This window comes from Pontibacterium granulatum, from assembly GCF_029961155.1.
In the GTDB taxonomy this organism is placed as follows: Bacteria; Pseudomonadota; Gammaproteobacteria; order Pseudomonadales; family Balneatricaceae; genus Pontibacterium; species Pontibacterium granulatum.
The window spans coordinates 58,469-82,240 of sequence record NZ_JASBRH010000009.1 but is presented as its reverse complement, the minus strand read 5'-3'; the positions used below and the strand labels follow the sequence as shown (position 1 = coordinate 82,240).

Genomic DNA, 23,772 nt, shown 5'->3' with positions numbered 1-23,772 from the left:
GTGCAGCTATCAGGTGGTATATTTATTAATATTTGGATGTGCAAATATTAAGTCATTTATCTGTTTATATAAGCCGTTAGTGATCCGGTCTATAAATAGGGTATCGCGTCACTGAATTTCAGTGTTATCGCCAAAACAACAATGACAAGCCGTCTGTGAAGAGGTAACCCAATGTCTGAGAAAAAGTTTTACCAGCCAATGAGCGGTAACGAGATGCCACGCTTCGGTGGTCCAGCAACCTTTATGCGTCTGCCAGCCGTAGAGCTATCTGAAGAGCTGGATGCAGCGTTTATCGGTGTGCCGTTTGATATTGGTGCCTCCAACCGTCCGGGTGCCCGTCTGGCGCCGCGTGAGATCCGTGATGAATCCCGTATGTTGCGTCCGTTTAACGTATCCACCGGCGCTGATCCGTTCAACAGCCTGACCGTTGCCGATATCGGTGATGTACCGATCAACACCTTCAACCTGCAGAAAAGCATTCAGATCATCGAAGATTACTACGACGAAGTGATGGAGAAGGGCGTGACCCCACTGACCATCGGTGGTGACCACACCATCGCGCTGCCAATCCTGCGCGCTCTGAAGAAGAAGCATGGCCCTGTGGGCCTGATTCACGTGGATGCGCACGCGGATATCAACGATGAGATGTTTGGCGAGAAGATCGCCCACGGCACGCCTTTCCGTCGTGCGGTTGAGGAAGGTTTGCTGGATTGTGACCGTGTCGTACAGATCGGCCTGCGTGGTACCGGTTACTCTATCGATGAATACGATTGGTCCCGTGATCAGGGATTCCGCGTTGTACAGGCGGAAGAGTGCTGGCACAAATCCCTGGCGCCACTGATGGAAGAGGTGCGTGAGAAAGTGGGTGGTGGTCCCGTGCATATCAGCTTTGATATCGACGGCTTGGATCCAGCGTTTGCACCGGGTACCGGTACTGCGGAAGTGGGCGGTCTGACCGTCATGCAGGGTATCGAAATCGTGCGTGGTTGTAAGGGCCTGGACGTTGTGGGTTGTGACCTGGTGGAAGTATCCCCGCCATTCGATACCAGCCGCAATACCTCTGTGGTTGCTGCCAACCTGCTGTACGAAATGCTGTGTGTACTGCCAGGTGTTAACTACGTTACACGCTAATTCTTAAAACGTTGTCGTAATTAAAGCGGCGAGTGGGACTTTCGGGCGAAGTCCGGCTCGTCGCTTTCTGCTTTAATGACGTGAAGAAATACTCAATAACGATAAAAGGATCAACCGATGTACCCAATTATCCTGAAAGTTCACCTCGCGGCGGTGGCGATCAGTTTGCTCATATTCCTGGGTCGTACACTGCTGTCACTGGCTGGCAGTGCAAAGGCGAGTCATCCGCTGGCGTTGAAAGGCGCGGGAGTCATGTTGTTGCTTGTGCTGCTTTCTGCAGCGGGGTTGTGTGTTTCGATTGGACAGTACCCATTCGTTGACGGCTGGCTGACTGAGAAGCTGATCGGTCTGGTGGCCTATGTTGCGCTGGGTATCATCTCTCTGAAACAGGCAGGCTCTAAACCCGTTCAGTTGGTACTTGCTGCTGTAGCTCTGGCTGCTTTTGCCGCGACCTTCACGGTGGCCCGACAGCACGCTGGATTCCTGTTCTAAGTCGCTTCACAGACGGGCGTTTCTACGCCTGCTATCTCCCTGCCATTGCGCTGGAAAGCGCGGCGTAATGGCATCTACTTTGCTCCTCTGTTGCGTCCGTAGTCCGGTCATCAATTAGGTCGAATGTGTCTATAGTGTGCGTCTTAAATCCCATCTTCTTGATAAACCAGGAATTTGTTCTAGATTTGTATATACAATAACTATACAAAGCATAGAGGGGAAGCAGATGGACGCACTGGTTATTCTCGCAGGTTTAGGGTTGTTTACCGGTATCGCGATCGGTTGGGTGTTGATCGCAGGCTCTGTTGTCGAGTTGTATAAAGAATGGTGAGCCCGTAAGGGTGCGAAGGGTGTCTGGCGTGATGTTTAACGCCGTAGGTTATAAAAATGATGCCACCGAACTAAGGTAGGTAAGGTAAACAGACGGCCTGAAAAATCGTAGCGCGCTTTCAGGCCGTTTTCGTTTCTAAATAGCGTTACCAATGGATATGGCGTTTACTCGCTGATATGGTCCATGTCGCTGTCTAGGATCAGGTGCGCATCGTCCTCATCTTTATGCGCATGAGCGTGCACCTCTTTGGCATTTCCCGCTGCGACAAGGATACGGCTTAGGATGGCATTCTCTGATTCGTCTTTGCTTAAACGGCGCGCCACAATTGCTGCGTATACTTCATTGGAAACGGTGATGGTTTTCGTCATGGCCATGGTTGGATCCCCAGCTTATCATGGTGGTTTCTTCCACTAAGTATGGTTGATAAACCGATTACCCTTCAAAAACGCCACATCACTAGATCGCGGCTTAACTCACGGCGGTCGATGGCCTGCGTAATAACCGTTCCAGTCCGAAAGTGCTCCAGGTTGCCAATACGAAGGGCGCAGTCAGAGCGGGGAACTCTGTAAGTACAAACAGATGCGTGAAGAATACCGAGGCCGCTATTCCAGTGACTAGCCGTAAGATTGGATAGCAAGATGCGGAGGTACTCAGTGCTATGGCAGTCAGGGCCGGATTAAAGCTGTAGAGGCCGTTTGTTACCAGTGTTTCTGATACGCCGGGGATCAGGATCGCGCAGCAACCTGCCGCACTGCCGATCAGAGCTAATGCAGCATGGCGCCCGCTGCTGAATATCAGGCCCAGTACAAAACAGCTTCCCGCAAGTATATCCCCCTGAAACATCACCTGTCCGATACCAAGAAGGGTGCTAGAGAGCAGAGGGAGGTCAGATTGCAACACAGGGAGATCTGAGGTTGGGATGCCAAGCAATGAAGCTGCAGCGAGCATGACCCAGGTGGTAACGACAAAAGGGGCGGTGAATCCCGGTAGCGACGAACGCTGCAAACTGCGAGTGAGTAGCGTCGCGCTAAGGGTACATATCACGATCAGGCTCAGGCTGGCTACTGACGGTTGCAGGAAGAATACGCCCGCGATACCCACCAACGCACCATTAAACCCGCACAACCCCTGATGCAGCGCGTCGGAGGGCCGAAATAGAGTGCTCAGCAGTGTTGCAATAAAACCACCCAGAATGCCGCCAAGCAGCATCGGCACAGAGTTAAGCCCGATGCCCAATAGGAACAATAATCCGGTCAGGCAGGAGCTCTGCAGCATGATCTGGCTGTAGCCTTTCAGCCAGGACTGTAAAAAGTGGGTATATGGCATGTTGAGTGATGAGCTGCAAGCTGATTGGAGTATCAGCTTAGGGAGAGATGGGGCAAGGCGGGGACCTTGCCCGTGGGTGTTACTTTGCAGGCATGCCCACGTAGTATTTGCGGGTGTCTTCGTACACGGTCCATAACAGGTTCGTGCCTTGACGGCAGATAAATGCCTGGCCGGCAGTAAAGATCTCTTCTACGCCGGATTCAAGGTCGGTGATGCCCACCTTACCTTCGGTGATAAAGCACACTTCATCAAACGGGTAGTCTTCAACGGTGATCTGGCCCTGGGTGCAGTACCAACTGCCAGCAAATGCAGAGTGCTGATCGCTTTCGAACAGTTCAGATACACCTTCCATTGGGTTACCCGCGCTTGCGCCGTCGGCAGGGACCAGGTCGGTGGCTGGGGTTTCAGTCAAACGTAGAACAGTCGTCATCGGGAAATCTCTTCTTTTAGGTGATTCTTGTTGTTGGGCGGATTAGGGCGTTTCTGGAGGCTTGAAGACGCAAATCCGCTTAACGGCCCGCGTTAGGGATCGAACGAGCCAGGAGAGAAGTATCGAAAAACTGTTCAAGGCGAGGAATAACCTGATCAGGTAGGGCGTGCTGCTTAGGTGTTCAACAGCGCAAGAACTTCACTGCGTCCTGCATTAGCTTGTGCCTGCATGGAGATAGCCACCTCACGCTGAATCAGTTCACGGCTTTGCTCGGAGATCGCTTGAGCGATATCGGTGTCGCTGATCTGTGAGCGGGATGCGGCCGCATTGATGGCTGAATCGGTCAGATTGCTTGCAGTGCTATCCAGTCTATTCTGGCTGGCGGCAAAACTGCCGGCAGACTGGTTTAGTAGGTCCAGGCTGTTATCGAGGCTTTCCAGCGCATCAGGCGAGCTGATGTCCAGAGAGAACAGTCCCTCGTCAGCCAGTGAACTCAGCAGGTTGGGGGTGTTGATGTCCGTTCGGCTATCGCCCGCCTGAATGCCTACGGTACCTTCCTCACTGAGTAGTGAACGACCGTTAAAGCGGGTCTGGTCGATAGAGTCCCTGATCCCTTCCAGCAACTGGTCTGCCTGCTCTTGTAGCGCCTGGCGATCTGCGTCGTTCAGCGTGCCGTTTTGTGCCTGAAGAGAGAGGTCACGCAATTGTGTCACTGAGTCGGTGATCTGTGAGATGCCACCGAGCGCAGTTTGGGTGAGGGAGGTTCCGTCCATCACGTTACGCAAACCCACGGCGTTTTCATTGATATCACGGGAAAAGCTGATGGATACCTGAATGCCGGCAGGATCATCGGATGCACGGTTGATGCGCGAGCCAGAAGCAATCTGCTGGCTGAGGTCAGCGAGGCGGTTGCTGGAAAGCGATGAGCTGCTGATTGATGTGGACGTCGGATTAATTTCCATCACAGGGCATCCGGGCTGGCAAAAGTGGATGTAAGTATAATACGAAAAAAGTATGAGCGAAATTTGAGCAGGTGATTTTGTTGATGCTCATCACCACTGTAGCGGGAGACTCCGATAGTGACTGGTTATATTGTTCTCGGAGCGGGTCGCTACGAAGCGGGCGCCGATAAATGTAGGGCAGGCTTCAGCCTGCCGGTTGCCTGAAGGCAACCCTACAGGGGGGGATACGATGCATAAAAGTTTCCCGTAGGTCCGTCATCGCATAGGCGATGCCTGACACGTTGGGCACCGCATTGCGGTGGCCAACCTTCCGCGAGAAAGGCAAACAAAAAAGGGAGGCTAAATAGCCTCCCTTTTTAAATCAGCAGGAAAACGCGATTACATGCGCTCCATGACCTCGATACCCAACAGGTCCAGACCTTTCTCCAGGGTACGTGCGGTTGCGTGGCACAGCTTAAGTCGGCTTTCGCGAACCGCTGGCTCTACGTCGTCTTTCAAAACCGGACATGCTTCGTAGAACTTCATGAACAGGCTGGATAGCTCGTACAGGTAGTTACACAGCAGGTGCGGGTAGGCTTCGCGGGAAACAGCGTCGATGATGTCGCCCAGCTGCAGCAGTTTCAGCGCCAGGGCTTTTTCCTGATCTTCAACGATGTTGACGTTGCCGCCCAGGTTTTCCGGAGACAGGTCAGCCTTACGGAAGATGCTCTGGATGCGGGTGTAAGCGTACTGCAGGTAAGGTGCAGTGTTGCCTTCGAAGCTCAGCATGCTGTCCCAGCTGAAGATGTAGTCGTTGGTGCGGGTCTTGGACAGGTCGGCGTATTTAACCGCGCCGATACCGATCTTACGTGCCGCGTCTTTGCGCTCTGCTTCAGACAGGTCGGAACCTTTGCTTTCCAGCAGGGCTTCTGCTTTTTCTACCGCTTCTTTCAGCAGGTCGGCCAGTTTCACCGTACCGCCAGCACGGGTCTTAAACGGCTTGCCGTCTTCGCCCATCATAGTGCCGAACGGGTGGTGTTCCAGGCTGCACTCAGCCTTGGCAAAGCCTGCCTTACGGCTCAGGGTGAATACCTGCTTCATGTGCAGGGACTGACGAGCATCGATGAAGTACAGCACGCGGTCAGAGTTCAGGGCTTCGTTGCGGTAACGTACTGCTGCCAGATCGGTGGTCGCGTACAGGTAACCGCCACCGGATTTCTGCACGATCATTGGCAGAGGGTTACCCTCTTTGTCCGCCAGCTCTTCCAGGAAAGCGACCTGTGCGCCCTGATCTTCAACCACCAGACCTTTCGCTTTCAGGTCTTCGATTACAACCGGCAGGTCGTCGTTGTACGCGCTCTCTGCACGAATGTCAGAGCGTTTCAGCGTCACGTTCAGCAGTTCGTAGATCTCTTCACTGTGCGCAACGGAGATGTCGATAAACTGCTGCCACAGGGTCAGGCAGCGCTCGTCACCACCCTGCAACTTAACGACGTAGTCACGGGCGCGGGTTGCAAAATCTTCGTCTTCGTCGAAACGTACTTTCGCAGCACGGTAGAACACTTCCAGATCGGACAGTGCTGCTTCTGCTACTTGGTTTTGTGCAGTCTGATCTTCCAGGTGTGCGATCAGCATACCGAACTGGGTGCCCCAGTCACCCACGTGGTTCTGGCGAACAACGGTGTGACCCTGAGATTCCAGTACACGTGCCAGTGCGTCACCGATGATGGTGGAGCGCAGGTGGCCTACGTGCATCTCTTTCGCCAGGTTTGGTGATGAGTAGTCGATAACGACGGTCTCGCCTTTTTCAGCGCGGATCAGACCCAGATTTTCGTTCTCGGCTGCGTGTTCAACCAGCTGGCCCAGCCATTCGTTGGACAGGTGGATGTTGATGAAACCAGGACCGGCAATCTCAATCTTGCTGGCGATATCTTCCACGTTTAACTCATCTACAATGCGCTGCGCCAGATCACGTGGCTTTTCGCCGACTTTCTTTGCAGCAGCCATGGAGCCGTTCGCCTGGAAGTCACCGAACTGTGGGTTTTTGCTTGGAGATACCATCGGCTGACAGTCTTCTGGAATCCCAGCAGCGATCATTGCTTCCTGGACGCGATTGGAGAGGAGTTCACGAATTTTCATGGTTTTAAGCCAGTTAAACCTTCTATAGTTCTGTTAGAGGCGATATGCCTGATACAGCGCGACCGATACCGATTGTCGATAATACATACGTTAGGGTGCGCTTTGATGGCAGGATTGTGAACAGCTGTTCGATAAACAGGCTGTCAGGCAGTCATCAGTACCTATTTGACTGCTTTGAGTCGCAAATATTGCCGCGCGGCCGCATATTGTAAATCGTCAGAAAACAAACCGGTATACCCTTGGCAAGGGTATTTTATGACACGTGCGATATCGCGATACTTTACGGCACCCGCGCGCGGGTGCAGAACATGCAATTTAACGCTTAGAGCCCGGGAGTCAAACCAGATGGAAAGCAGTCATTCTTTGTTTGGAAAATGGAATCAGTCGGTTGCCGAGCTGATCAACCATCTTGAAGATGAAGATCTGCCGCGTCTGCTGGTGGAGGCGATCAACCAACTGGTTAAAGTCGAAGCCGTGATGCTGGTACTGGAGCGCCGTGAGCAGATGCCGGTGTTGCTGTATGACCTGGGGATTCCTGATGAAGAGCGTGCACTCCATGTGGATGCGTACTTCTCAGGTGCCTATCTTCTTGATCCGTTCTGCCTGTCCGTGGATGAGGGCCTAGAGCCGGGTACCTATCACCTCTCAGAGATCGCCCCCGATGATTTCTACCAGAGCGATTATTACCGCACCTATTACCAGGAGGCTTCGTTGGTGGATGATGTGTATTTTCTGGTGGGGCCAAAAGATGGCGTGAAGCTGTCCTTCGCCGTTGGTCGTCAGCACGATCACCCGCAGTTCTCAGAAGATGAACTGGAACTGTTCCGCTTGATGAATCCGGTAGTGCAAACGGTACTTACCAAGTATTGGAAAAGCGTGTGGGAAACGAAGGAGCTGCCGGAAGGTTCCGAGGGGCGGATGCGTGCTCAGGTAGAAGCGGCGTTTAACAACTTCGGTGCTTCCATGCTGACCGATCGTGAACGGGAAGTGGCACATCTGCTGCTGAAAGGGCACTCCTCCAAATCTGCCGCCCAGAAACTTGGAATCTCGCCCGATACCGTGCAGATGCACCGAAAGAATATGTACGGCAAACTGGATATCTCCTCCCAGTCCGAACTCTTTTCGTTGTTTATCGCAGCATTGTCGAATGCGGGGAGTGATCTGGAGACGGACCCGCTGGCCGCGTATATGCAGCCAGGGGAGGAGAAATAGATCGGGTCTTGTTTTAGTCTTGACGATAGTGGTTTGGCAGTTTGAGATTGAACATGATGGCCAGTGCACGCAGCGTCAAACCCACAATAAAACCACCAATCAGATCGTAGCTGTCGGGCAGCCCCAGCGAGCTGAGTAACAGGTAGACGACCGATCCTGCCAGCGCGGTGGTGATATACAGCTCCTCATTCATCAGGGTGAGGTTGCTGCCACAGAGCACATCACGGGCAATCCCTCCAAACGTGGCGGTCATCACACCCATACAGACCGCAATCAGCGGTGATGTCCCAAAGTTCAGCGCAATTTCGGTGCCTACTACCGCAAACAGCGCAAGACCAATCGCATCCATCCAGATCAGCGCCCGGGTTAATGAGGCGAGTTTGGGCGCAACAAAATAGGTGGCCGCTGAGGCTACCAAACAGATCAGCATCCAGATGGGCTCACGAATCCAGAACACGGGAACATTGCCCAGCAACAGATCGCGCAGGGTGCCGCCGCCAATACCGGTTGCGGTGCCAATCAGCATAAATCCCAGGATATCCATTTTTTGGCGACCCGCATCCAGCGCCCCCGAAATCGCGAACACGGCCACCGCCGCAAGTCCCATTAGATTAACTGCTGTTGTGATATCAAACGACATGGTGCGTTTTCCTTACATCGGTGTGATGACAATACTGCAATAATAGCGATCAATTCCGGGAATGGGGTGCGAATTAACGCAAACTGCCTGATTAGGATCCGTAGAGGGGGGGGTATCTGAAGCCAATAAACAAGGTTCATCGTTGATTAGCGGGGAAAGCTAGCTTTCTCCTCGTTCCCGAGCTCTGCGTGAGAATGCATACAGTCTTTGTTATTGGCTATACCTGATAGGAATTAGTAGGGCAGCGTCGTCGTCATCGTAGGTGATCACGCTGCCGGCAGCTTAAAGAGGATGTCGCAAAACTACTGCGCTGGCTGATACGGCGTTAAAAAACTGCTCAAAACGCTCAATTACACCTACATATTGTAGGGCAGTCCTTCAGACTGCCGGCAGCGTGAACGCTGCCCTACAAACATTCCTAAAATACGTTGACGCGTACGTTGTCGCAGCTTTTTGCCTTGTCTCAGCTACGCTCATTACGTTTTACAACACCCTCTAAAAGCTGCCCCACAGGATCCAGTGTGAACCACTTCACCCGCTTCCAGGCAATAAAAAGGCCCCAACGGCCAGGCCGCTGAGGCAAATCACCATGCTGTACAACGGTAAGTACAGGTGAGTAAAACAGCTTCAGGAGGGTAGTAGGTGATCCGTCCCTGGGATCGACCTGCGTTATTTAGCTGTCTGCTTGCAATGACTCGGATGCCGGGTGAACACCGGCAACTTCTGCCAGGGTAACCGGTTTGATCGGCGAGCGGACGTTGTAGTAGCCCACTTCAGGTACCGGACGATCACTCGCTTCGGCCATCAACTGAGATACGGTTAATCCACACAAACGGCCCTGACAAGGTCCCATCCCTGCGCGGCAGAAGGCCTTGGCCTGGTTCGGGCCGGCACAACCTGTTTTGGCCAGGTTACGGATCTCACCGGCTGTCACTTCTTCACAGCGACACACCACTGTCTCATCGGCAGGACGCAGGAACTCTGGTGCAGGGGTGTAGAGCTGGTCCAGGAAAGGACGTATCGCCAGCTGCTGCTCGATCTGCGTTTGCAGTGCTCTGCTCATGTGCGCAAAAGCCTCGGCGTTGAGTTGACCCGCTTGCATGGCGATGCGGGTGGCGGTCAGTTGTCCCTGAAGTTCTGCGACCAGTGCACCGCCGATACCGGCGTTGTCACCTGCTACATAGACATTGGGAACAGAGGTTTCGCCAAATGTATCCAGTGTTGGACGCCAGCATTGCTGTAGCTCGTCCCAGCTGTGCTCGGCACCCAGCGAGCGGGTGAGCTGAACATTGGGCACGACGCCCTGGTGCACGAGCAGGGAGCTGCAAGCGACTGTTTGCTCTGTTCCGTTGTGACGGAAGCACACACCGGTCAGATTACCGTCTTCGTCTGTGACTGCATTCAGCTGTGAAACACCGTTCAGCGGCTTCACACCTTTACGGCGCAGCTCGGCGATCAGGCGGGTACCTTTCAACAGGTAGCGCCATCCACGCAGTGCGCCCGGCAGGTGTTTCAAGGCGGCACGGTAGTTATGCTTGGGTGTGGTATCCAGCAGTGCAGCGATCTCGATACCGGCGCGGCTTAGCTGGCAGGCCACCAACAGAAGCAGGGGGCCGCTGCCGGCAATCACCAGCGGGCCATTTGGGGCCAAACCGCTGGTCTTGAGCATGATCTGGGCAGCGCCGCAGGTCATTACGCCCGGTGTTGTCCAGCCTGGAAACGGTACAGGTCGTTCCTGGGCGCCGGTGGCGATCAATACACGGGTAAAGCCGATTCGGCGGCTCTCACCGTCGATAGACAGACACAGATGGCTGTCGCTGACTTCCCACACAGTAGCGTTCGACAGGTAATCGACGTTGGCTTCGCTAAATTTACGCGCCAGTTCACGGCCGTAGTAATAGTCCGGACCCAGTACACGCTCGTCGCTGAGGACTGGCGTGCCGATATTGCGGTAGATCTGTCCGCCTGCCTGACGTTGTTCGTCTATCAACGCAACGTTCAGCCCCTGGCTGGCGGCTGTTGTTGCGGCGGCCATACCCGCAGGACCTGCACCGATCACGACAAGATCATAATTACGCATTGTCTTCTACCTCCGGCACGTTCCGAATACCACGCTGGAACTGTACCTGCATGCCTTCTGCCACGGTTGTCATACAGCCCTGGGTATTTTCTTGCCCATCAATCTCCATCAAGCACTCGAAACACACACCCATCATGCAGTAGGGTGCGCGTGGACTTGCGGATACGGGGGTGGTGCGTGTTGGACCTAGCCCTGCGGCCAGGACTGCAGCTGCCACGCTTTCCCCTGCGCGAGCCTTAAGAGGCTTTCCCTCAACCCAGATAACAACCTCTGCCGCTGCATTGGCCGGCAGACGTTTGAAATTAGAATCGGTCGGCATGAAACGTCTCCAGACTCAGGGATGGATCAGCTACACCGCTGGCGATCCATTCAGCGATAGGGCCTGCATGGGCTGCGGCCAGGGTGACACCGCTGTGACAGGTCACAAGGAAAGCCCCCGGATACTGCTCGGACTGCTGGTAGATCGGGTAACCGTCGGGTGTCATTACGCGCAAGGCTCCCCAGGAGCGAATCAGGCGTACTTTGGCCAGCAGCGGGAACATGGTGATGGCGCGGTGAGCGATAGTCGCCATGACATCGGTGGTAGTGCCGGTATCCAGGCCCACGTCCTCTTTGGAATCACCACACTGAATGGTGCCTTCTCCGGTCTGGCGCACATGGCCGGTCGGGTAGTCGAGGAAGTGTTTTACGCGCTCGGCGATCAGCACCTGACCTCGGTTGGGGGAGACTGGCGCGGATAAACCTACCTGAGGCGCCAACTCGCGATTACCCAGACCAGCGGCCAATACAACTCGGGATGACTCGATCACCTGATCGCCAGAGTGAACGACAAAGCGGCCCGGATTGGACTCAATTTTGGTGACAGGGCCGGTCGTGATTAACTGTCCGTTGCGATCGGTGAAGCGCTGCACCATGGCGCGCATCAGCAGCAACGGATTCACGTGGCCATCCATCGGGCTGTGGGTGGCACCCGCCACGGTCGGGCCAATCTCCGGAACCTTGGCCTTGAGTGCGTCGTGATCCAGCACCTCGAACGGGTAGTCACCCTGTTGTGCGTCACGCATCGCTTCCAGCATGATCCGGCGTTGTTCCAGTTCCTGCTCGGTAAGGCAGATGTAAAGACCACCGATTTGAGACAGCTGCACATCGATGCCGGTGTGTTCTGCCAGCCCGTTGGCAAAATCCTGCCAAAGTGTTGCAGAGAGACGGGACAGGCGGGCGTATTCGGGGCAGGTGTCGCCCTTGCCCTGTACCCAGACCAGACCGAAGTTACCGCGGGATGCGCGAAGGGCGATATCACCCTCATCGACAACGGCAACATTCAATCCCTGGTCTTGTAAGCCACGTGCAACGGCCAGTCCAACCAGGCCACCGCCGATGACGGTCACCTCAGCTTTAACGCTGCCTGGTTTTGCTGCTGCGCTCATTGTTTCTTCTCCAGAAAGGAATTTCTTAGATGTGTGCGAGATGCCCGGCCGCATGGCTGCGGCCGGTGGTATTACGCGAGTGATTCAGGATCAGTTGGACACTTTGTCCAGGATGCTCTGGCCCCATTCAGCACCGACGTCTTCCAGAATCTGTGGCCATACTTCGCTACGTACTTTCTGAGCGGCCTGTGCCAGTTCTTTGTCGTTCAGGCGTACGATGGTGGCACCGTTGTCAGCCAGCTTCTGTTCGTACGCTGCCTGGTCAGATTCCGCACGGGTCCAACGCTGGGTTTCGAACGCAATCGCTTCTTTCTGCAGCGCTTCGCGGTCTTCAGCATCCAGATCAGCGAAGGTTTCGGAGTTGATGATCATGTACCACACCTCAAAGTGGGTGTTCACCGGCAGGTAGGTCTTGGTCACATCACGGAAGGACGCGTAGTAACCCTCAGCACCGGAACCGATCACACCGTCTACGACACCGGTCTGCACGGCGGTGAACGCTTCGGAGAATGGGATTGGGGAGCTGATGTAACCCAGTGCGTCGCCGGTCAGCTGGAAGCTCTTGATGCCCGGTACACGTACTTTGATCCCTTTCTTAACCTCCGCATCGCCAGGAGAAACCGCGTCACGGTTCAGTGCGATACCACCGAAGTACACCGGGTAAGCGGCCAGCATGGTGATATCCTGCTCTGCATACAGTTCTTTCATCGCGTTGTAGATTGCACCGTTTGGACCGTAGATCTTGCGAGCCTGCTCCCAGTTTTCCGCGATGTAAGGGAAGGAGCTGATCTGCATTTTTCGGGATGCGGCAGTCGCTGCAGGCTGTACCGCCATGTCTATCGCACCTACGGAGATACGTTCCTGTACAGAGGTGTAGTCGCCCAGCGCGCTGGCCGCGTAGATCTTCAGCTTGAGGTCCCCCCCGGTTGCTTCACCCACTTTAGCGGAGAACGCTTTCAGTTCCTGATCGATGATCGCACCCTGCGGACGCAGGTGGCTGATCTTCAGGGTTTCGGCCTGGGCAACGCCTACAGTTGTCATTGCCAGGGAAAGAGCGAGAGCCAGTTTTTTGATTTTGGAAATACGCATGATTTTTTCCTTTATTGTTTTATGTGTACCGGAGGTCAGGATTTAGTAGCCCAACAAACGGGGGATGAATTCGGACAGGTCCGGCCAGATCAGTACCAGCGCTACAACCGGCAGGTAACCGAACAGCAGCAGCAACATGGCAGGCTTGATGATCTCGGTGAATTTCACATCACCAATGCGTGCACCGAGATACAGGATGCTTGCGTACGGTGGTGTCACACCGCCCATCGCGGTCGTTACACCCATGATTGCCGCGAACTGGATCTGGCTGACGCCCAGCGCTTCCATCAATGGCATCAGCAGAGGGGCGGTCAGGATGATCGCGGTGATGTCGTTCACCACCATGCCGATCGCAAACAGGAACAGGGTAACCAGCAGCAACAGCAGGGTTTTGTCGGTGGTGATCGCAAAGATCGCTTCCACCAGTGCCTGAGGAATGTCTTCCATCACGAAGATCTGACTCAGCATCAGGCTGAACAGGATCATGATCAGGATCGCACCCACCGCGGTGGCGGATTCCTTACCGGACTCCAGGAAGGACTGCCAGGTCAGGCCCTTGTAGATCATGAAACCCACCGGCAGGGCGTAGATTACTGCCACAGCCGCCGCTTCGGTTGGGGTCATGATGCCGCCGTAGATACCGCCCAGAATGATCGCTGGCATCAACAGCGCAGGGGTGGCGTGAATGGTGTTGTTGCCCGCCTGCTTGATCATCTTGCCAACTTTCATCGGCTCGTCCAGGACCAGGTCGAATTTGCGCGCCATCACCAGGTTCACGACCGCAAAGTTGAACATGATCAGCAGACCCGGACCCAGAGTTGCCAGGAAGCTCGCCAGGATCGAGGTTTCAGTCACCCAGCCGTAGACGATCATGGTCACGCTTGGGGGAATCAGCAGACCCAGAATCGAGGAGTTGGCAATCAGTGCCGTCGCATAGGCACGTGGGTAGCCTTTGCGCTCCATCTCAGGGATCAGCAGCGGGCCGATTGCGGCGATACCGGTCAGGCCACTGCCGGAGATCGCGCCGATGATGGCGCAGCTCACGGAGGCCACAACGCCGAGGCCACCACGGATACGGCCAACAAAGATGTTTACAAATTTCAGCAAACTGGCCGCGATGCCGCTGACACTCATGATGGTGCCGGCAAACACGAACAGCGGAATCGCCAGCAGGACCGGGTTGGTCAACTGGCCGAAGCCCCACAGCATCATCCCTTTCATGGTGGCTTCACCCACCAGGGTCATGACCATCAGGCCCGCACCAAAGCAGTACGGCAGCGGAACCCCGAGGCTCAGCAGTGCGACCAGCACCAAAAACGAAAGCAGCGCGATCTCAACCATGATTCTTTTCCTCGTGGGGCTCTAAAATCTGAAACTCATCCAGCTCACTGGTATGTGGATGTTCGTGATCGATAGGGGTATCCAGGTCCTTGCCGCCGTGCATCAGCGCACGGATGTGTCCATACAGATGCCAGGCAACGTACGCCGTCATGGCTGCCAGCCCCAGGAACAGAGCTGATTCATAGATGAGGGTCGGGAGGTAAAGCGTTGCGGTTTCCTTGCCAACCCGCAGGGCATAGCGGAAGTAATCCCACGCCCAGGAGGTTAGCCAGATGGAAATCACCAGGCTCAGACTTTCCGAAATCACCAGCAGGATGTGGCGTGCGCGTTCTGTACTGAGAAAGATCTCCAGTACGTTGGCACGGATCTGGGTATCTTCACGCGACGCGTTAACCGCACCCAGAGCGTACAGCCAGAGGGTCGGGATAACCGCGACTTCCTCCAGGCCCATGATGGGAGTTTCAAACACATAGCGTGTGATCACTTGAACGAACTGAAAGCCCGCCACCGTGCTGATCAGCAACGCCAGTGTGTATCGAAAAAGTTTCTCCATCTTTTTATCTCTATTATTGGAGTGTGTGGGGGACAGATTCACCACGTGAAAATGCCCTTATTGGTATAGGGTTTAGTTTTGCCAAATGGGTAAATAACATCAAATCGTTTGTTTTGGGTACTTGATAACATGGTGTTATATACTGGCTGCCAACAGAGAGGAGGGCAAAAGAGATGGCAGCACTGAGTTTTCGCCAGGTGGAAGCGTTTCGTGCGGTAATGATTGCAGGCACCACAACAGGGGCGGCCGATATCCTCTGCATCTCGCAACCAGCGGTCAGCCGTTTACTGGCGGATTTTGAAGAGAGCGTTGAGGTGCGCCTGTTCGAGCGTCAGAAAAAGCGGCTGATCCCCACACCGGAAGCGATGATCCTGTTCGAAGAGGTGGAGAAGTCTTTCGTAGGTATCGAAAAGCTGGCCCGAACTGCCGAGGAGCTGCGCGGCTTTCACCGCGGTACTCTGCGCGTTGCCTGTATGCCCGCCTTGGCAATGGATTTTATGCCTCAGGTGCTGCATACCTTTATGGATGCCCATGAGGGGGTGGCGGTGACACTGCAGGTGCGGGGTTCACAACAGGTGGCAGACTGGGTTACCACGCAGCACTTCGATATCGGTATTACGGCGGTCAAGGTGTCGGATCCTGCGATCAGCGTAGAGACGCTGGCTGACAGCCAACTGGTGTGCATTCTACCGCCTGGCCATGCGTTGGCTGACAAGCCGTCGATCGTACCTGCCGATCTGGAAGGTGAGATGTTTGTCTCACTGGGGCCGGAGCAGAGTGTACGCTACAAGGTGGATGATGCGTTTCAGAGGGCGGGCGTGCATCGCCGTTTGTTGTTTGATACCCAGGTCTCCCATACTGCCTGTGCCTACGTATTGGCCGGTGGCGGCGTGTCCCTCGTCGATCCGGCGACTGCTCTTAACTACGCACAGCGTGGGTTGATCGTAAAACCCTTCGAGCCGGCCATTGAGTTCAGTTACCACGTCATCTACCCGCAAACCCGCTCCAAATCACAGCTTGTGAGGGCGTTTTCAGAGTTGCTGAAAACACGACTGCAGGAGATGGCAGATGCGAGTGATGGGTTGTTTGTGATGTAGGCGGTCTGAAACCAGTATTTGCGCCAGGCTCGCCGTATTGCCCGAAGCCCGTTGGAGCCGCTGTATTAATTAATTAGAATGCTATCTCAATCAGGGGGCGTTGCCCCCCAAGACTCAAGGCGGTGTGCATGACAGCAGGTAGGTAACTACAGATTCTAGCTGTACGCCAGTTTCGTTAGGTGTAGCAGTATTCGTCGCCACAACGTCACCAACCCTACAGCCCTGTCCCTCTAAAGACGTAATACATGGAGCGCAAGGATCGGGATCTGAAGTTGAGCTCCACGTTTTACATCGATCTGTATTTATCCCTTCGGCAACGGACTGACTTAAAACCAGGTGTGTACCTGCACTTCCACAGGTAACGATCGACTCAGTGCTTGGCCTGCCGAGGTTATCAGCATTCGCTGTCTCTGAACGTGCCATAAAAGTGCAAACTGCAATCGCAAACACTGCGACATGAAATAGCAATTTCATTGTTCTTTTCCTGTTTCGTTCTGGAGATATAAGGAAAAGGCAAGTGTTGTGCCTATGTCGTAAATGCTTTGAAAATCAACGAGATAAATCCGCGCAGTTGCCACTCTGGACCTGAGTTTGTAACGTGACATGAACACTTCCTGTGTTGATTCATGAAATTACTGTGTGGTTTCTGTACGTGATCTAGTTTGGTGTTCACTTGCCTGATCCCTCGTCTCAATCGACAGCCTGCTATTCTTAAACGAAGCAACAGACCTCACCAACCCTTCACGATGAGGAGGTAACGCCTCATGTCGGACAATCCACTTCCTTCAACCTACAGGCGCATCAGGAACAAGTACCCGAGAATGGCGAAAGCGATTGATGAGCTGGGCAGCGCGGTCAGGCAGGAAGGCCCGATTGACCTGAAAAATGCAGAGCTGATCAAGTTGGCCGCGGCGGCGAGTATCCATTCGGAAGGCGCGGTACATAGCCATGCGCGGCAAGCCAGGGCAGCGGGTGCCAGTACAGAAGAGATTCATCACGCGATCATTCTACTCACAAGTACCATCGGCTTCCCGGCGGTGATGGCGGCACTGAGCTGGATCGACGATGTTATCGATCATGGGGATGTGGGGCATTACCCTTAAGATGGCTGCGATCTCTCGATAGAGGCAACTGGTTCCCATGGTCCCCGTGGGAATCCAGATATCCGAGCTATGTATTCCCACGCGGAGCATGGGAACGAGTCTCAACTTGCACCTAAGACTGGCCCCATATAAGGGATCATTATTACTTCCTGTACCTGCCGTTTTAAGGCAGGGCGACTAAGCTATAGGTAAGGCGCTACAGTCGAGCGTCGCACCTCTGTGCGCCTGAACGATTAGTTGCTCTAAACTCAAAACAGGAGGTGGGTTTATGAAACGCCTCTACTATCTCACCGATACGATCGACAGTACCGAAAGTATCTCCAACGACCTGCATCGTCTGGGCATTACCGACTGGAACCTGCATGTGCTTAGCAAAGATGATGACGGGCTTTTCCGACACCATATTCACGGTGCCAATACGCTGCAACGGCTTGATGTGATTCATTCCGGTGAGCAGGGCGCATTGATCGGCATTGCCATCGGTTTGTGCGCGGGTACCGCAATGATGCTGGGTAAACCGTTTGGGCTGGAACTGGGCCTGATCGGCATCGCTGCTATTGTCATCATCTTCACGTTATTTGGTACTTGGGTAGGCGGCATGGTCGGCCTGACTCAGGAGAGCTATAAGATCAAACGCTTCCATAGCGATCTGGAAGCGGGGCGGTACCTGATCATGGTCGACTTCCGGAAGAAGCAGGAACCTAGAGTTAGGGAGTTAATGGATGAGCATCACAAGGAAGCACTGTTCGTCGGGCAGGACACCACCTGGATCAATCCATTTAAGGTGGCGAGCGAGAAGATTGGGCATTAGAGATGCCCGCTGATGGATGCTGGAAACGCCCCTGTAGAAGTAACGATCAGGGGCGTTTTGCATTGTACGGGGTAATCAGCTTTGGCCGAGTACTTTGTCGATTGCAGCCTGTGCACACGCCTGGTCCAGGTGACCACCTGGCGCGCCACCCACGCCGATACCGCCGAGCTTTTCACCGTTCACCTTGATGGGGAGACCGCCACCGAGGATCAGAATGTTCGGGTCCATATCGCGCAGGCCAGCCACTTCTGGCATCTTCTTGATCAGGTTGGCGAGGTCGGCGGTCGGACGCCCCATGCTCGCAGAGGTAAACGCTTTCTTGCGGCTGCTTTCCAGCGTGTGAGGGCCTGCTTTATCCGCGCGGATCTGTGCACGGGTAACGCCCTGCGCATCCACAACGGTTACGCTGACGTTATAGCCGTCTGCCGCGCACTGAGTCAGTGCTTCGTTGGCAAGCTGCTGCGACACCGACAGTGGCAGGAAAGATTGAGTAGGCATGTCGGCTGCCTGAACATTAAATGCCAGCGCGCAGATACCTGCGGCGCCGATGAGCTGTGCTTTCAACTTACGCATGATGAGAGTCCTCGGTGCGGGTTACTTGATGTGTCTAAACAGCGTAAGTGTTATGGCTTGCGGTGAGCTTTCCTCAACATTACAACTTGGAAAGGTTAGGGGGTTTAAGATGCCAGTCTCGGACTTGAGTGATAAATTTTTAGTATGAAATTACTCGTAATAGAAGATGATGAGAAGATCTCAGGTTACCTGGCCAAGGGGTTTTCAGAAAATGGGGAGTGCGTTGATACCGTCAGCAATGGCAACGATGGATTTGTCATGGCGCTGGAAGGTGACTACGACCTGCTGATCGTGGACGTGATGCTGCCGGGGCGGGATGGCTTGTCGATCATTGAGGAGTTGCGTGCCTGCGGTGTTGCCACCCCGGTCATTATCCTCAGTGCAAAACGCTCGGTGGAAGACCGTGTGCGTGGTTTACAAACCGGCAGTGATGATTACCTCACCAAACCGTTTTCCTTTGCTGAGCTGCAGGCTCGTGCCCAGGCCCTGCTGCGACGGGCAAGCCACAGTGCCGATGCGGGGCTGATGTCCGAGTTATGGTTTAAAGACCTGTGCCTGGATCCGCAGCGTAAATCCGTAACCCGGGGCGGCCAACGTATCACCCTGCAGCCACGAGAGTTTCGGTTGCTCGAATACTTCCTGCGTAATCCCGGTCGGGTACTGTCCAAAACCCTCATTCTGGAACACGTTTGGGACTACAGCTTTGATCCGCAGACTAATGTTGTGGATGTCCTTGTCTGCCGTTTGCGGTCAAAAGTAGACAAAGATTTTCCGGATAAACTCATCCATACCCTGCGAGGCGTCGGATATGTCCTCCAGGCCGATTGATAAGTTTCGTCGCAATACGGCGGTAAACCTTACGTTACGGTTTGCGCTCATTTTCGTCCTGTGCGCGTCTGCTCTGTTCGCGACCGTGGACTTTCTGCTGGCCAGGGCGCAATTGCAGAAGGATCAGCAACTGATCAGCTCCTTCCTGGAAAGTTATCAGCGCTTGGAACAGGATGCCGGTCTTCACAAGCTGGAGTTGGTGATTGCCCGGGATGCCCCATTTTTTCAGCGGTCAGAGATGTACGTGGAGTTGTTTGATTCGAACGGCAACAGCCTGTTGCTGATCCAGCCCGAAGACTGGCCTGGCGATGCGTTGGCGGGTGGGGCGGTACATGCCCGCGACGATGAGTGGTATGAGGTGGCGTTTACCGACAGCAAGGCGCGGGTATTAATGCGGCAGTCCCGCTTATCCGATGGCAGCCGGGTTAATATCGGCATGTCTGCAGCGCCGCGAGAGACGGAGCTTGCAGACAGTCGGGCGTTGGTGCTTTCGGTGATGGTGCCGCTGTTGTGCTTAGGGCTTTTGCTGACCGCGTATATAAACTGGCGCGCTTTGCGCCCGGTCCATGACCTGATCGATACGGTGCGCAGTATCAAAGCCACCGATCTTAAAACACGGGTTCGGGTGCGGGACCCGCACTCGGAACTGGGTGAACTGGCCCATCTTTTCAACCAGATGTTGTCTCACATCGAACAGCTGATAACGGGGATGCAGCATTCGCTGGATGCGGTTGCACACGATATCCGGACACCCTTGGCGCGGATGCGCTTGAGCATCGAGTCCGCACTATCCGATCCCGATGAGAAGGCGCTACGCGAAGCGCTGCTCGACTGTGCGGAGGAGAGTGAGCGGATCGAAACGATGCTACGGGTTCTGATGGATATCTCGGAAGCCGAGAGCGGTATCTTGAGCCTGCATCCTGAACCGATCGATATGCAGGCGCTGGTCATCGAGACCATCGATATGTATAGCCATGTAGCGGAAGACAAGGGTGTATCCCTAAACCTTGAAGGTGATGAAGCAGTGAGCCTGGTAGCTGACCGGGTGCGCCTACGACAGGTGCTTGGCAACCTGTTGGACAATGCGATCAAGTACAGTGATCCGGGGTGTGATATTGCGATCGGCTGGCAACAAGCTGATGGGGCTGTGTTACTGACCGTCACCGATCAGGGGTGTGGTATTGCGCAGGCAGATCAGAGCCGTGTTTTTGATCGCCTGTATCGAGCGGACAAGAGTCGAAGTGAGGCAGGGATGGGGTTAGGTCTGAGTCTGGTCAAAGCGGTTGTGGAGGCCCATCGCGGAACGATCAGTTTGATCAGTGAGCCAGGGCGGGGTAGCCAGTTCAGGGTCAGCCTGCCTCTGACGTCCGGCGCAGCGTAACGGGTTCAACACCCAGAGTTGGTCAACGAAAAAGCCCCCGACGGATCAACCGCCGGGGGCTTTTTCAATGTCGTGAAAAGTGTTTCCGCGGGGCTTATGCAGATGCGCTGTTCACTTTGATATGGCCAGATTCGCGCCGCTGCTGTTGCTTCAGCTTCTCGCCGCGGTGGACCAGGAGTTCACCGATAATCAGGGTGATGATGACACCGCCACCCACCTGAGCCAGCAGGGACAGATCCAGTGGTTCGCCCGGTACCCAGAAGAACAGCAGAATCGCCATCGCCAGTACAGCGATGCACATTGCGGACATCAGCACGCCAACCGTGTTGCCGCCCGGCACCTTGAATGGGCGAGGGTGGTTAGCATCGGTGAGGCGCAGTTTGATAAACGCGAAGTGCATACCGATGTATGGCATCAGGAAGATGATCGCGCTGAAGGAGAACAGGGTCCAGAACAGCTCTTCGGCGTTGTTGGCCATGAAACCGTACAGCACCAGAATAGCCGAGCTGATGACGCTGGTCATAACCGCTGCACCGATTGGTGCTTTGTGTTTGCGGTTAACCCAGCCAAATACCGCAGGCATCTCTTTTTCGTCTGCCGCTTCTGCGACCGCACGGTTACCACCCAGGGTCCAGGTCACCATGGTGGAGTACAGACTGAACAGCATCAGTGCACCGATCACCAGTGCAAACGCGTTACCCAGATCAGAACCGCCAAACAGCTCTTTCAGGGTGGTTGCCAGGATGTCAATCATGTCGATGTTTTCAGCCGGTACTGCTGCCAGTACACCTGCGGTACCGAAGATGTAGAACGAAGCGGTAACCAGACCTGCGATCAGCATGGCACGTGGAATACTCTTCTTCGGATTACGGATCTCGTCACTTTCAGCACATACAAGCTCTACACCCAGGCAGCCGTATACGATCACCGGAATGAACGCCAGGCCTTCTTCCAGGTTGGCCATTGCGCTGCTCAGGCTGATGTCATTGGCAAAGCCATTGTTCAGGCCGTACATCAGGCCAGCAACACCCAATGTGAGGATGATGATGAACTTGATTGGCGTACCCAGGTTTGGAATCCACTTGCTCTTTTCCAGAGACAGGCAGTTGGCCCAGGTAGTCATCCAGCACAGCGCGATACCCATACCGATCTGAGACCAGAGGCTCATCTCCGGGGCAAACAGTGCGGAGTAGATACCGGCAAACATGATGTACACCGCTGGCATCCAGAGTGCGATGTTGATCCAGTACAGCCAGGTGATACGGGCGCCCCAGCGGGTGCTGAATGCATCACGAATCCAGGCGTAGATGCCGCCCTGTTCCGGGTATGAAGTACCCAGCTCGGCGGTAACAAGGGTGTTGGGAATAAAGAAAATTACCAGTACAACCAGCCACCAGAATATAGCGGATGGTCCCACAGCCGCTGACATAGCAATCTGGTCTACGAGGAGGATTGCGGAAACCGTGTAAAGGGTTACGTCGGTTGTCGTCAGTGTCTTTTTATGAGTGTTGGGATTGCTCATGGGTTCTCTCTAATTATTGTATTGAGTCTAAGCCCCGATAACTGCTTCTGCGATAAAAAGTCGTCCGGTGAGGGTGGTGGAAGCTCCGGATTGGAGTGGTGCTTCAACGTTGAAAATCCATTTAGGCAGGAGGCACTATCATGCGAGTAGTGTGCGGCCCTTAAGGAAATCGTGGTATACCCTGTTGAGGGGTATCTGTGGCGCGCCCAGGAATGACACGCCTTGTAGCGATGCTTGTAGGGGAAATTCGAGCGTTTTATTAGCGCTTTTGTGACGCCAAAACGTACAAAAACTCCAATGCCAGTGTGGCAGCCGCCAGCGATGTGATCTCGGAGTGATCGTACGACGGTGCCACTTCCACCACATCCATACCCACCAGATCGAAGCCCTGCAATCCACGAATGACCTTCAACGCACAGTCGGTGGTGATACCGGCCGCAACCGGCGTACCGGTGCCCGGTGCAAAGCTTGGATCCAGGCCGTCGATATCGAAGCTTACATAGGCCTGCTTGTCACCCACGCGGGCTTTGATTCGTTCCAGAACACCCGCCGGTCCATGATCGTTTACCCACGCTGCATCCAGTACCTCAAATGGGTGGTCGGCTGGATCGTATGTGGTGCGGATACCGATCTGGATAGAGTGGTCGGTATCGATCAGACCTTCCTCAACCGCGTGGTGGAATACGGTGCCGTGGTCGTATTTGGAACCGCCCGAATACGTATCGGTGTGGGCATCAAAGTGGATCAGCGCCAGCGGGCCATAGTGTTTGGCGTACGCATGCAGCAGCGGTAGGGTAACGAAGTGATCGCCCCCGAAACTCAGCATCTTCTTGCCGGTATTCAGAATGCGGTCAGCGTGTGCTTCGGCGTTCACCACAAAGCTTTCCGGCTCGCCGTACTGGAAGAAGATATCACCACAATCGATCACCTTCAGGTGGTCATCCAGCGCAAAATCCCACGGCCAGCGCAGGCCTTCCCATACCAGATTGGATGATGCCGTACGCACACCTTTCGGGCCCATGCGGGAACCGGAGCGGCCGCTGCACGCCAGGTCGAACGGGATGCCGGACACCACCACATCCGCATCACTGGCTTCGATCTCGCGATCAAATGGGAACTGCATAAACGTATCGGTGTAAGTGGCGTAGATCGGCACATACTCCTCGTTGGCTTTCAGGTGTGCTTCGTTTTTAGAGTTTTGACCAGCCATGCTGAGTACCTCTGATAGGGGATTCAATCTGTATGTCTATCAAGGTAAATTTTGGGCTGGCATAAAGGAAATGAATTAATATTATCTGTACATGCATGATATGAATTATGAGCTG

General features: G+C 54.5%; 23 protein-coding genes. 8 read left to right on the top strand and 15 right to left on the bottom strand.

Going from position 1 to position 23,772, the window contains the following annotated elements; translation table 11 throughout:
• Nucleotides 1-171: 171 nt before the first annotated feature.
• Both speB (QKW35_RS10625) and QKW35_RS10620 read left to right on the top strand, forming a co-directional pair.
• The gene (gene speB / locus QKW35_RS10625; RefSeq protein ID WP_282352968.1) at nucleotides 172-1,131 is read left to right on the top strand and encodes an agmatinase; all 960 of its coding nucleotides are present in this window, start codon (nucleotides 172-174) and stop codon (nucleotides 1,129-1,131) included.
• A gap of 117 nt (nucleotides 1,132-1,248) precedes the next feature.
• Nucleotides 1,249-1,623 (top strand): SirB2 family protein, encoded by a 375-nt coding sequence (locus QKW35_RS10620; RefSeq protein ID WP_282352967.1) that lies wholly within the window; start codon nucleotides 1,249-1,251, stop codon nucleotides 1,621-1,623.
• 495 nt (nucleotides 1,624-2,118) lie between these two features.
• On the opposite strand, the gene QKW35_RS10615 is transcribed toward QKW35_RS10620, so the two are convergent.
• The 5 genes from QKW35_RS10615 to argS form a co-directional block, all read right to left on the bottom strand.
• Nucleotides 2,119-2,328 carry a hypothetical protein gene (locus QKW35_RS10615; RefSeq protein WP_282352966.1) on the bottom strand — a complete coding sequence of 70 codons (210 nt, stop codon included), beginning with the start codon at nucleotides 2,326-2,328 and terminating at the stop codon, nucleotides 2,119-2,121.
• Between the two features lie 94 nt (nucleotides 2,329-2,422).
• The gene (locus QKW35_RS10610) at nucleotides 2,423-3,280 is read right to left on the bottom strand and encodes an urea transporter (protein WP_282352965.1); all 858 of its coding nucleotides are present in this window, start codon (nucleotides 3,278-3,280) and stop codon (nucleotides 2,423-2,425) included.
• 79 nt (nucleotides 3,281-3,359) lie between these two features.
• Nucleotides 3,360-3,710 (bottom strand): cupin domain-containing protein, encoded by a 351-nt coding sequence (locus QKW35_RS10605; protein ID WP_282352964.1) that lies wholly within the window; start codon nucleotides 3,708-3,710, stop codon nucleotides 3,360-3,362.
• 173 nt (nucleotides 3,711-3,883) lie between these two features.
• Nucleotides 3,884-4,672, bottom strand: coding sequence for a flagellin (locus QKW35_RS10600; protein ID WP_282352963.1), 789 nt, complete (start codon nucleotides 4,670-4,672; stop codon nucleotides 3,884-3,886).
• A gap of 378 nt (nucleotides 4,673-5,050) precedes the next feature.
• The gene (gene argS, locus QKW35_RS10595) at nucleotides 5,051-6,790 is read right to left on the bottom strand and encodes an arginine--tRNA ligase (RefSeq protein WP_282352962.1); all 1,740 of its coding nucleotides are present in this window, start codon (nucleotides 6,788-6,790) and stop codon (nucleotides 5,051-5,053) included.
• 345 nt (nucleotides 6,791-7,135) lie between these two features.
• Here argS and QKW35_RS10590 point away from each other — a divergent pair, with 345 nt between their 5' ends.
• Nucleotides 7,136-8,002 (top strand): helix-turn-helix transcriptional regulator, encoded by an 867-nt coding sequence (locus QKW35_RS10590; protein WP_282352961.1) that lies wholly within the window; start codon nucleotides 7,136-7,138, stop codon nucleotides 8,000-8,002.
• Nucleotides 8,003-8,015: 13 nt separating this feature from the next.
• Here the strand turns inward: QKW35_RS10590 and QKW35_RS10585 are convergent, their stop codons facing one another.
• From QKW35_RS10585 to QKW35_RS10555, 7 genes are all read right to left on the bottom strand, one after another.
• The gene (locus tag QKW35_RS10585; RefSeq protein ID WP_282352960.1) at nucleotides 8,016-8,642 is read right to left on the bottom strand and encodes a trimeric intracellular cation channel family protein; all 627 of its coding nucleotides are present in this window, start codon (nucleotides 8,640-8,642) and stop codon (nucleotides 8,016-8,018) included.
• Nucleotides 8,643-9,315: 673 nt separating this feature from the next.
• Nucleotides 9,316-10,722: an FAD/NAD(P)-dependent oxidoreductase gene (locus QKW35_RS10580; RefSeq protein ID WP_282352957.1), complete on the bottom strand. Its 1,407-nt coding sequence runs from the start codon at nucleotides 10,720-10,722 to the stop codon at nucleotides 9,316-9,318.
• Nucleotides 10,715-11,041, bottom strand: coding sequence for a (2Fe-2S)-binding protein (locus QKW35_RS10575; protein ID WP_282352955.1), 327 nt, complete (start codon nucleotides 11,039-11,041; stop codon nucleotides 10,715-10,717). Before QKW35_RS10575 ends, QKW35_RS10580 begins: the two co-directional genes overlap by 8 nt.
• Entirely contained in the window at nucleotides 11,025-12,149 is a 1,125-nt protein-coding gene (locus tag QKW35_RS10570; protein WP_282352953.1) for an NAD(P)/FAD-dependent oxidoreductase, read from the bottom strand. Before QKW35_RS10570 ends, QKW35_RS10575 begins: the two co-directional genes overlap by 17 nt.
• A gap of 90 nt (nucleotides 12,150-12,239) precedes the next feature.
• Nucleotides 12,240-13,238 (bottom strand): TRAP transporter substrate-binding protein DctP, encoded by a 999-nt coding sequence (gene dctP, locus QKW35_RS10565; RefSeq protein ID WP_282352950.1) that lies wholly within the window; start codon nucleotides 13,236-13,238, stop codon nucleotides 12,240-12,242.
• 42 nt (nucleotides 13,239-13,280) lie between these two features.
• Nucleotides 13,281-14,579: a TRAP transporter large permease gene (locus tag QKW35_RS10560; RefSeq protein ID WP_282352949.1), complete on the bottom strand. Its 1,299-nt coding sequence runs from the start codon at nucleotides 14,577-14,579 to the stop codon at nucleotides 13,281-13,283.
• Nucleotides 14,572-15,132 carry a TRAP transporter small permease gene (locus QKW35_RS10555; RefSeq protein WP_282352947.1) on the bottom strand — a complete coding sequence of 187 codons (561 nt, stop codon included), beginning with the start codon at nucleotides 15,130-15,132 and terminating at the stop codon, nucleotides 14,572-14,574. The genes QKW35_RS10560 and QKW35_RS10555 overlap by 8 nt, the downstream gene beginning before the upstream one ends.
• Before the next feature lie 173 nt (nucleotides 15,133-15,305).
• On the opposite strand from QKW35_RS10555, the gene QKW35_RS10550 reads away from it, so the two are divergent.
• The 3 genes from QKW35_RS10550 to QKW35_RS10540 all read left to right on the top strand — a co-directional run bounded on the left by QKW35_RS10550 (nucleotide 15,306) and on the right by QKW35_RS10540 (nucleotide 18,143).
• Nucleotides 15,306-16,229 (top strand): LysR family transcriptional regulator, encoded by a 924-nt coding sequence (locus tag QKW35_RS10550; RefSeq protein WP_282352945.1) that lies wholly within the window; start codon nucleotides 15,306-15,308, stop codon nucleotides 16,227-16,229.
• An 821-nt stretch (nucleotides 16,230-17,050) separates the two neighbouring features.
• Nucleotides 17,051-17,332: a carboxymuconolactone decarboxylase family protein gene (locus QKW35_RS10545; protein ID WP_282352943.1), complete on the top strand. Its 282-nt coding sequence runs from the start codon at nucleotides 17,051-17,053 to the stop codon at nucleotides 17,330-17,332.
• Between the two features lie 268 nt (nucleotides 17,333-17,600).
• Nucleotides 17,601-18,143, top strand: a complete 543-nt coding sequence (locus QKW35_RS10540) for a hypothetical protein (RefSeq protein WP_282352940.1) — start codon at nucleotides 17,601-17,603, stop codon at nucleotides 18,141-18,143.
• Between the two features lie 75 nt (nucleotides 18,144-18,218).
• Here the strand turns inward: QKW35_RS10540 and QKW35_RS10535 are convergent, their stop codons facing one another.
• Entirely contained in the window at nucleotides 18,219-18,716 is a 498-nt protein-coding gene (locus tag QKW35_RS10535) for a GlcG/HbpS family heme-binding protein (RefSeq protein WP_282352938.1), read from the bottom strand.
• Between the two features lie 144 nt (nucleotides 18,717-18,860).
• On the opposite strand from QKW35_RS10535, the gene QKW35_RS10530 reads away from it, so the two are divergent.
• Together QKW35_RS10530 and QKW35_RS10525 are read left to right on the top strand one after the other, a co-directional pair.
• Nucleotides 18,861-19,544 (top strand): winged helix-turn-helix domain-containing protein, encoded by a 684-nt coding sequence (locus QKW35_RS10530; protein ID WP_282352936.1) that lies wholly within the window; start codon nucleotides 18,861-18,863, stop codon nucleotides 19,542-19,544.
• Entirely contained in the window at nucleotides 19,525-20,925 is a 1,401-nt protein-coding gene (locus tag QKW35_RS10525) for a sensor histidine kinase (RefSeq protein WP_282352933.1), read from the top strand. Before QKW35_RS10530 ends, QKW35_RS10525 begins: the two co-directional genes overlap by 20 nt.
• Nucleotides 20,926-21,019: 94 nt before the next feature.
• On the opposite strand, the gene QKW35_RS10520 is transcribed toward QKW35_RS10525, so the two are convergent.
• Nucleotides 21,020-22,447 (bottom strand): APC family permease, encoded by a 1,428-nt coding sequence (locus tag QKW35_RS10520; RefSeq protein ID WP_282352931.1) that lies wholly within the window; start codon nucleotides 22,445-22,447, stop codon nucleotides 21,020-21,022.
• A gap of 259 nt (nucleotides 22,448-22,706) precedes the next feature.
• Complete coding sequence (speB, locus tag QKW35_RS10515) at nucleotides 22,707-23,657, bottom strand: agmatinase (RefSeq protein WP_425608001.1); 951 nt, start codon at nucleotides 23,655-23,657, stop codon at nucleotides 22,707-22,709.
• Between the last annotated feature and the right edge of the window lie 115 nt (nucleotides 23,658-23,772).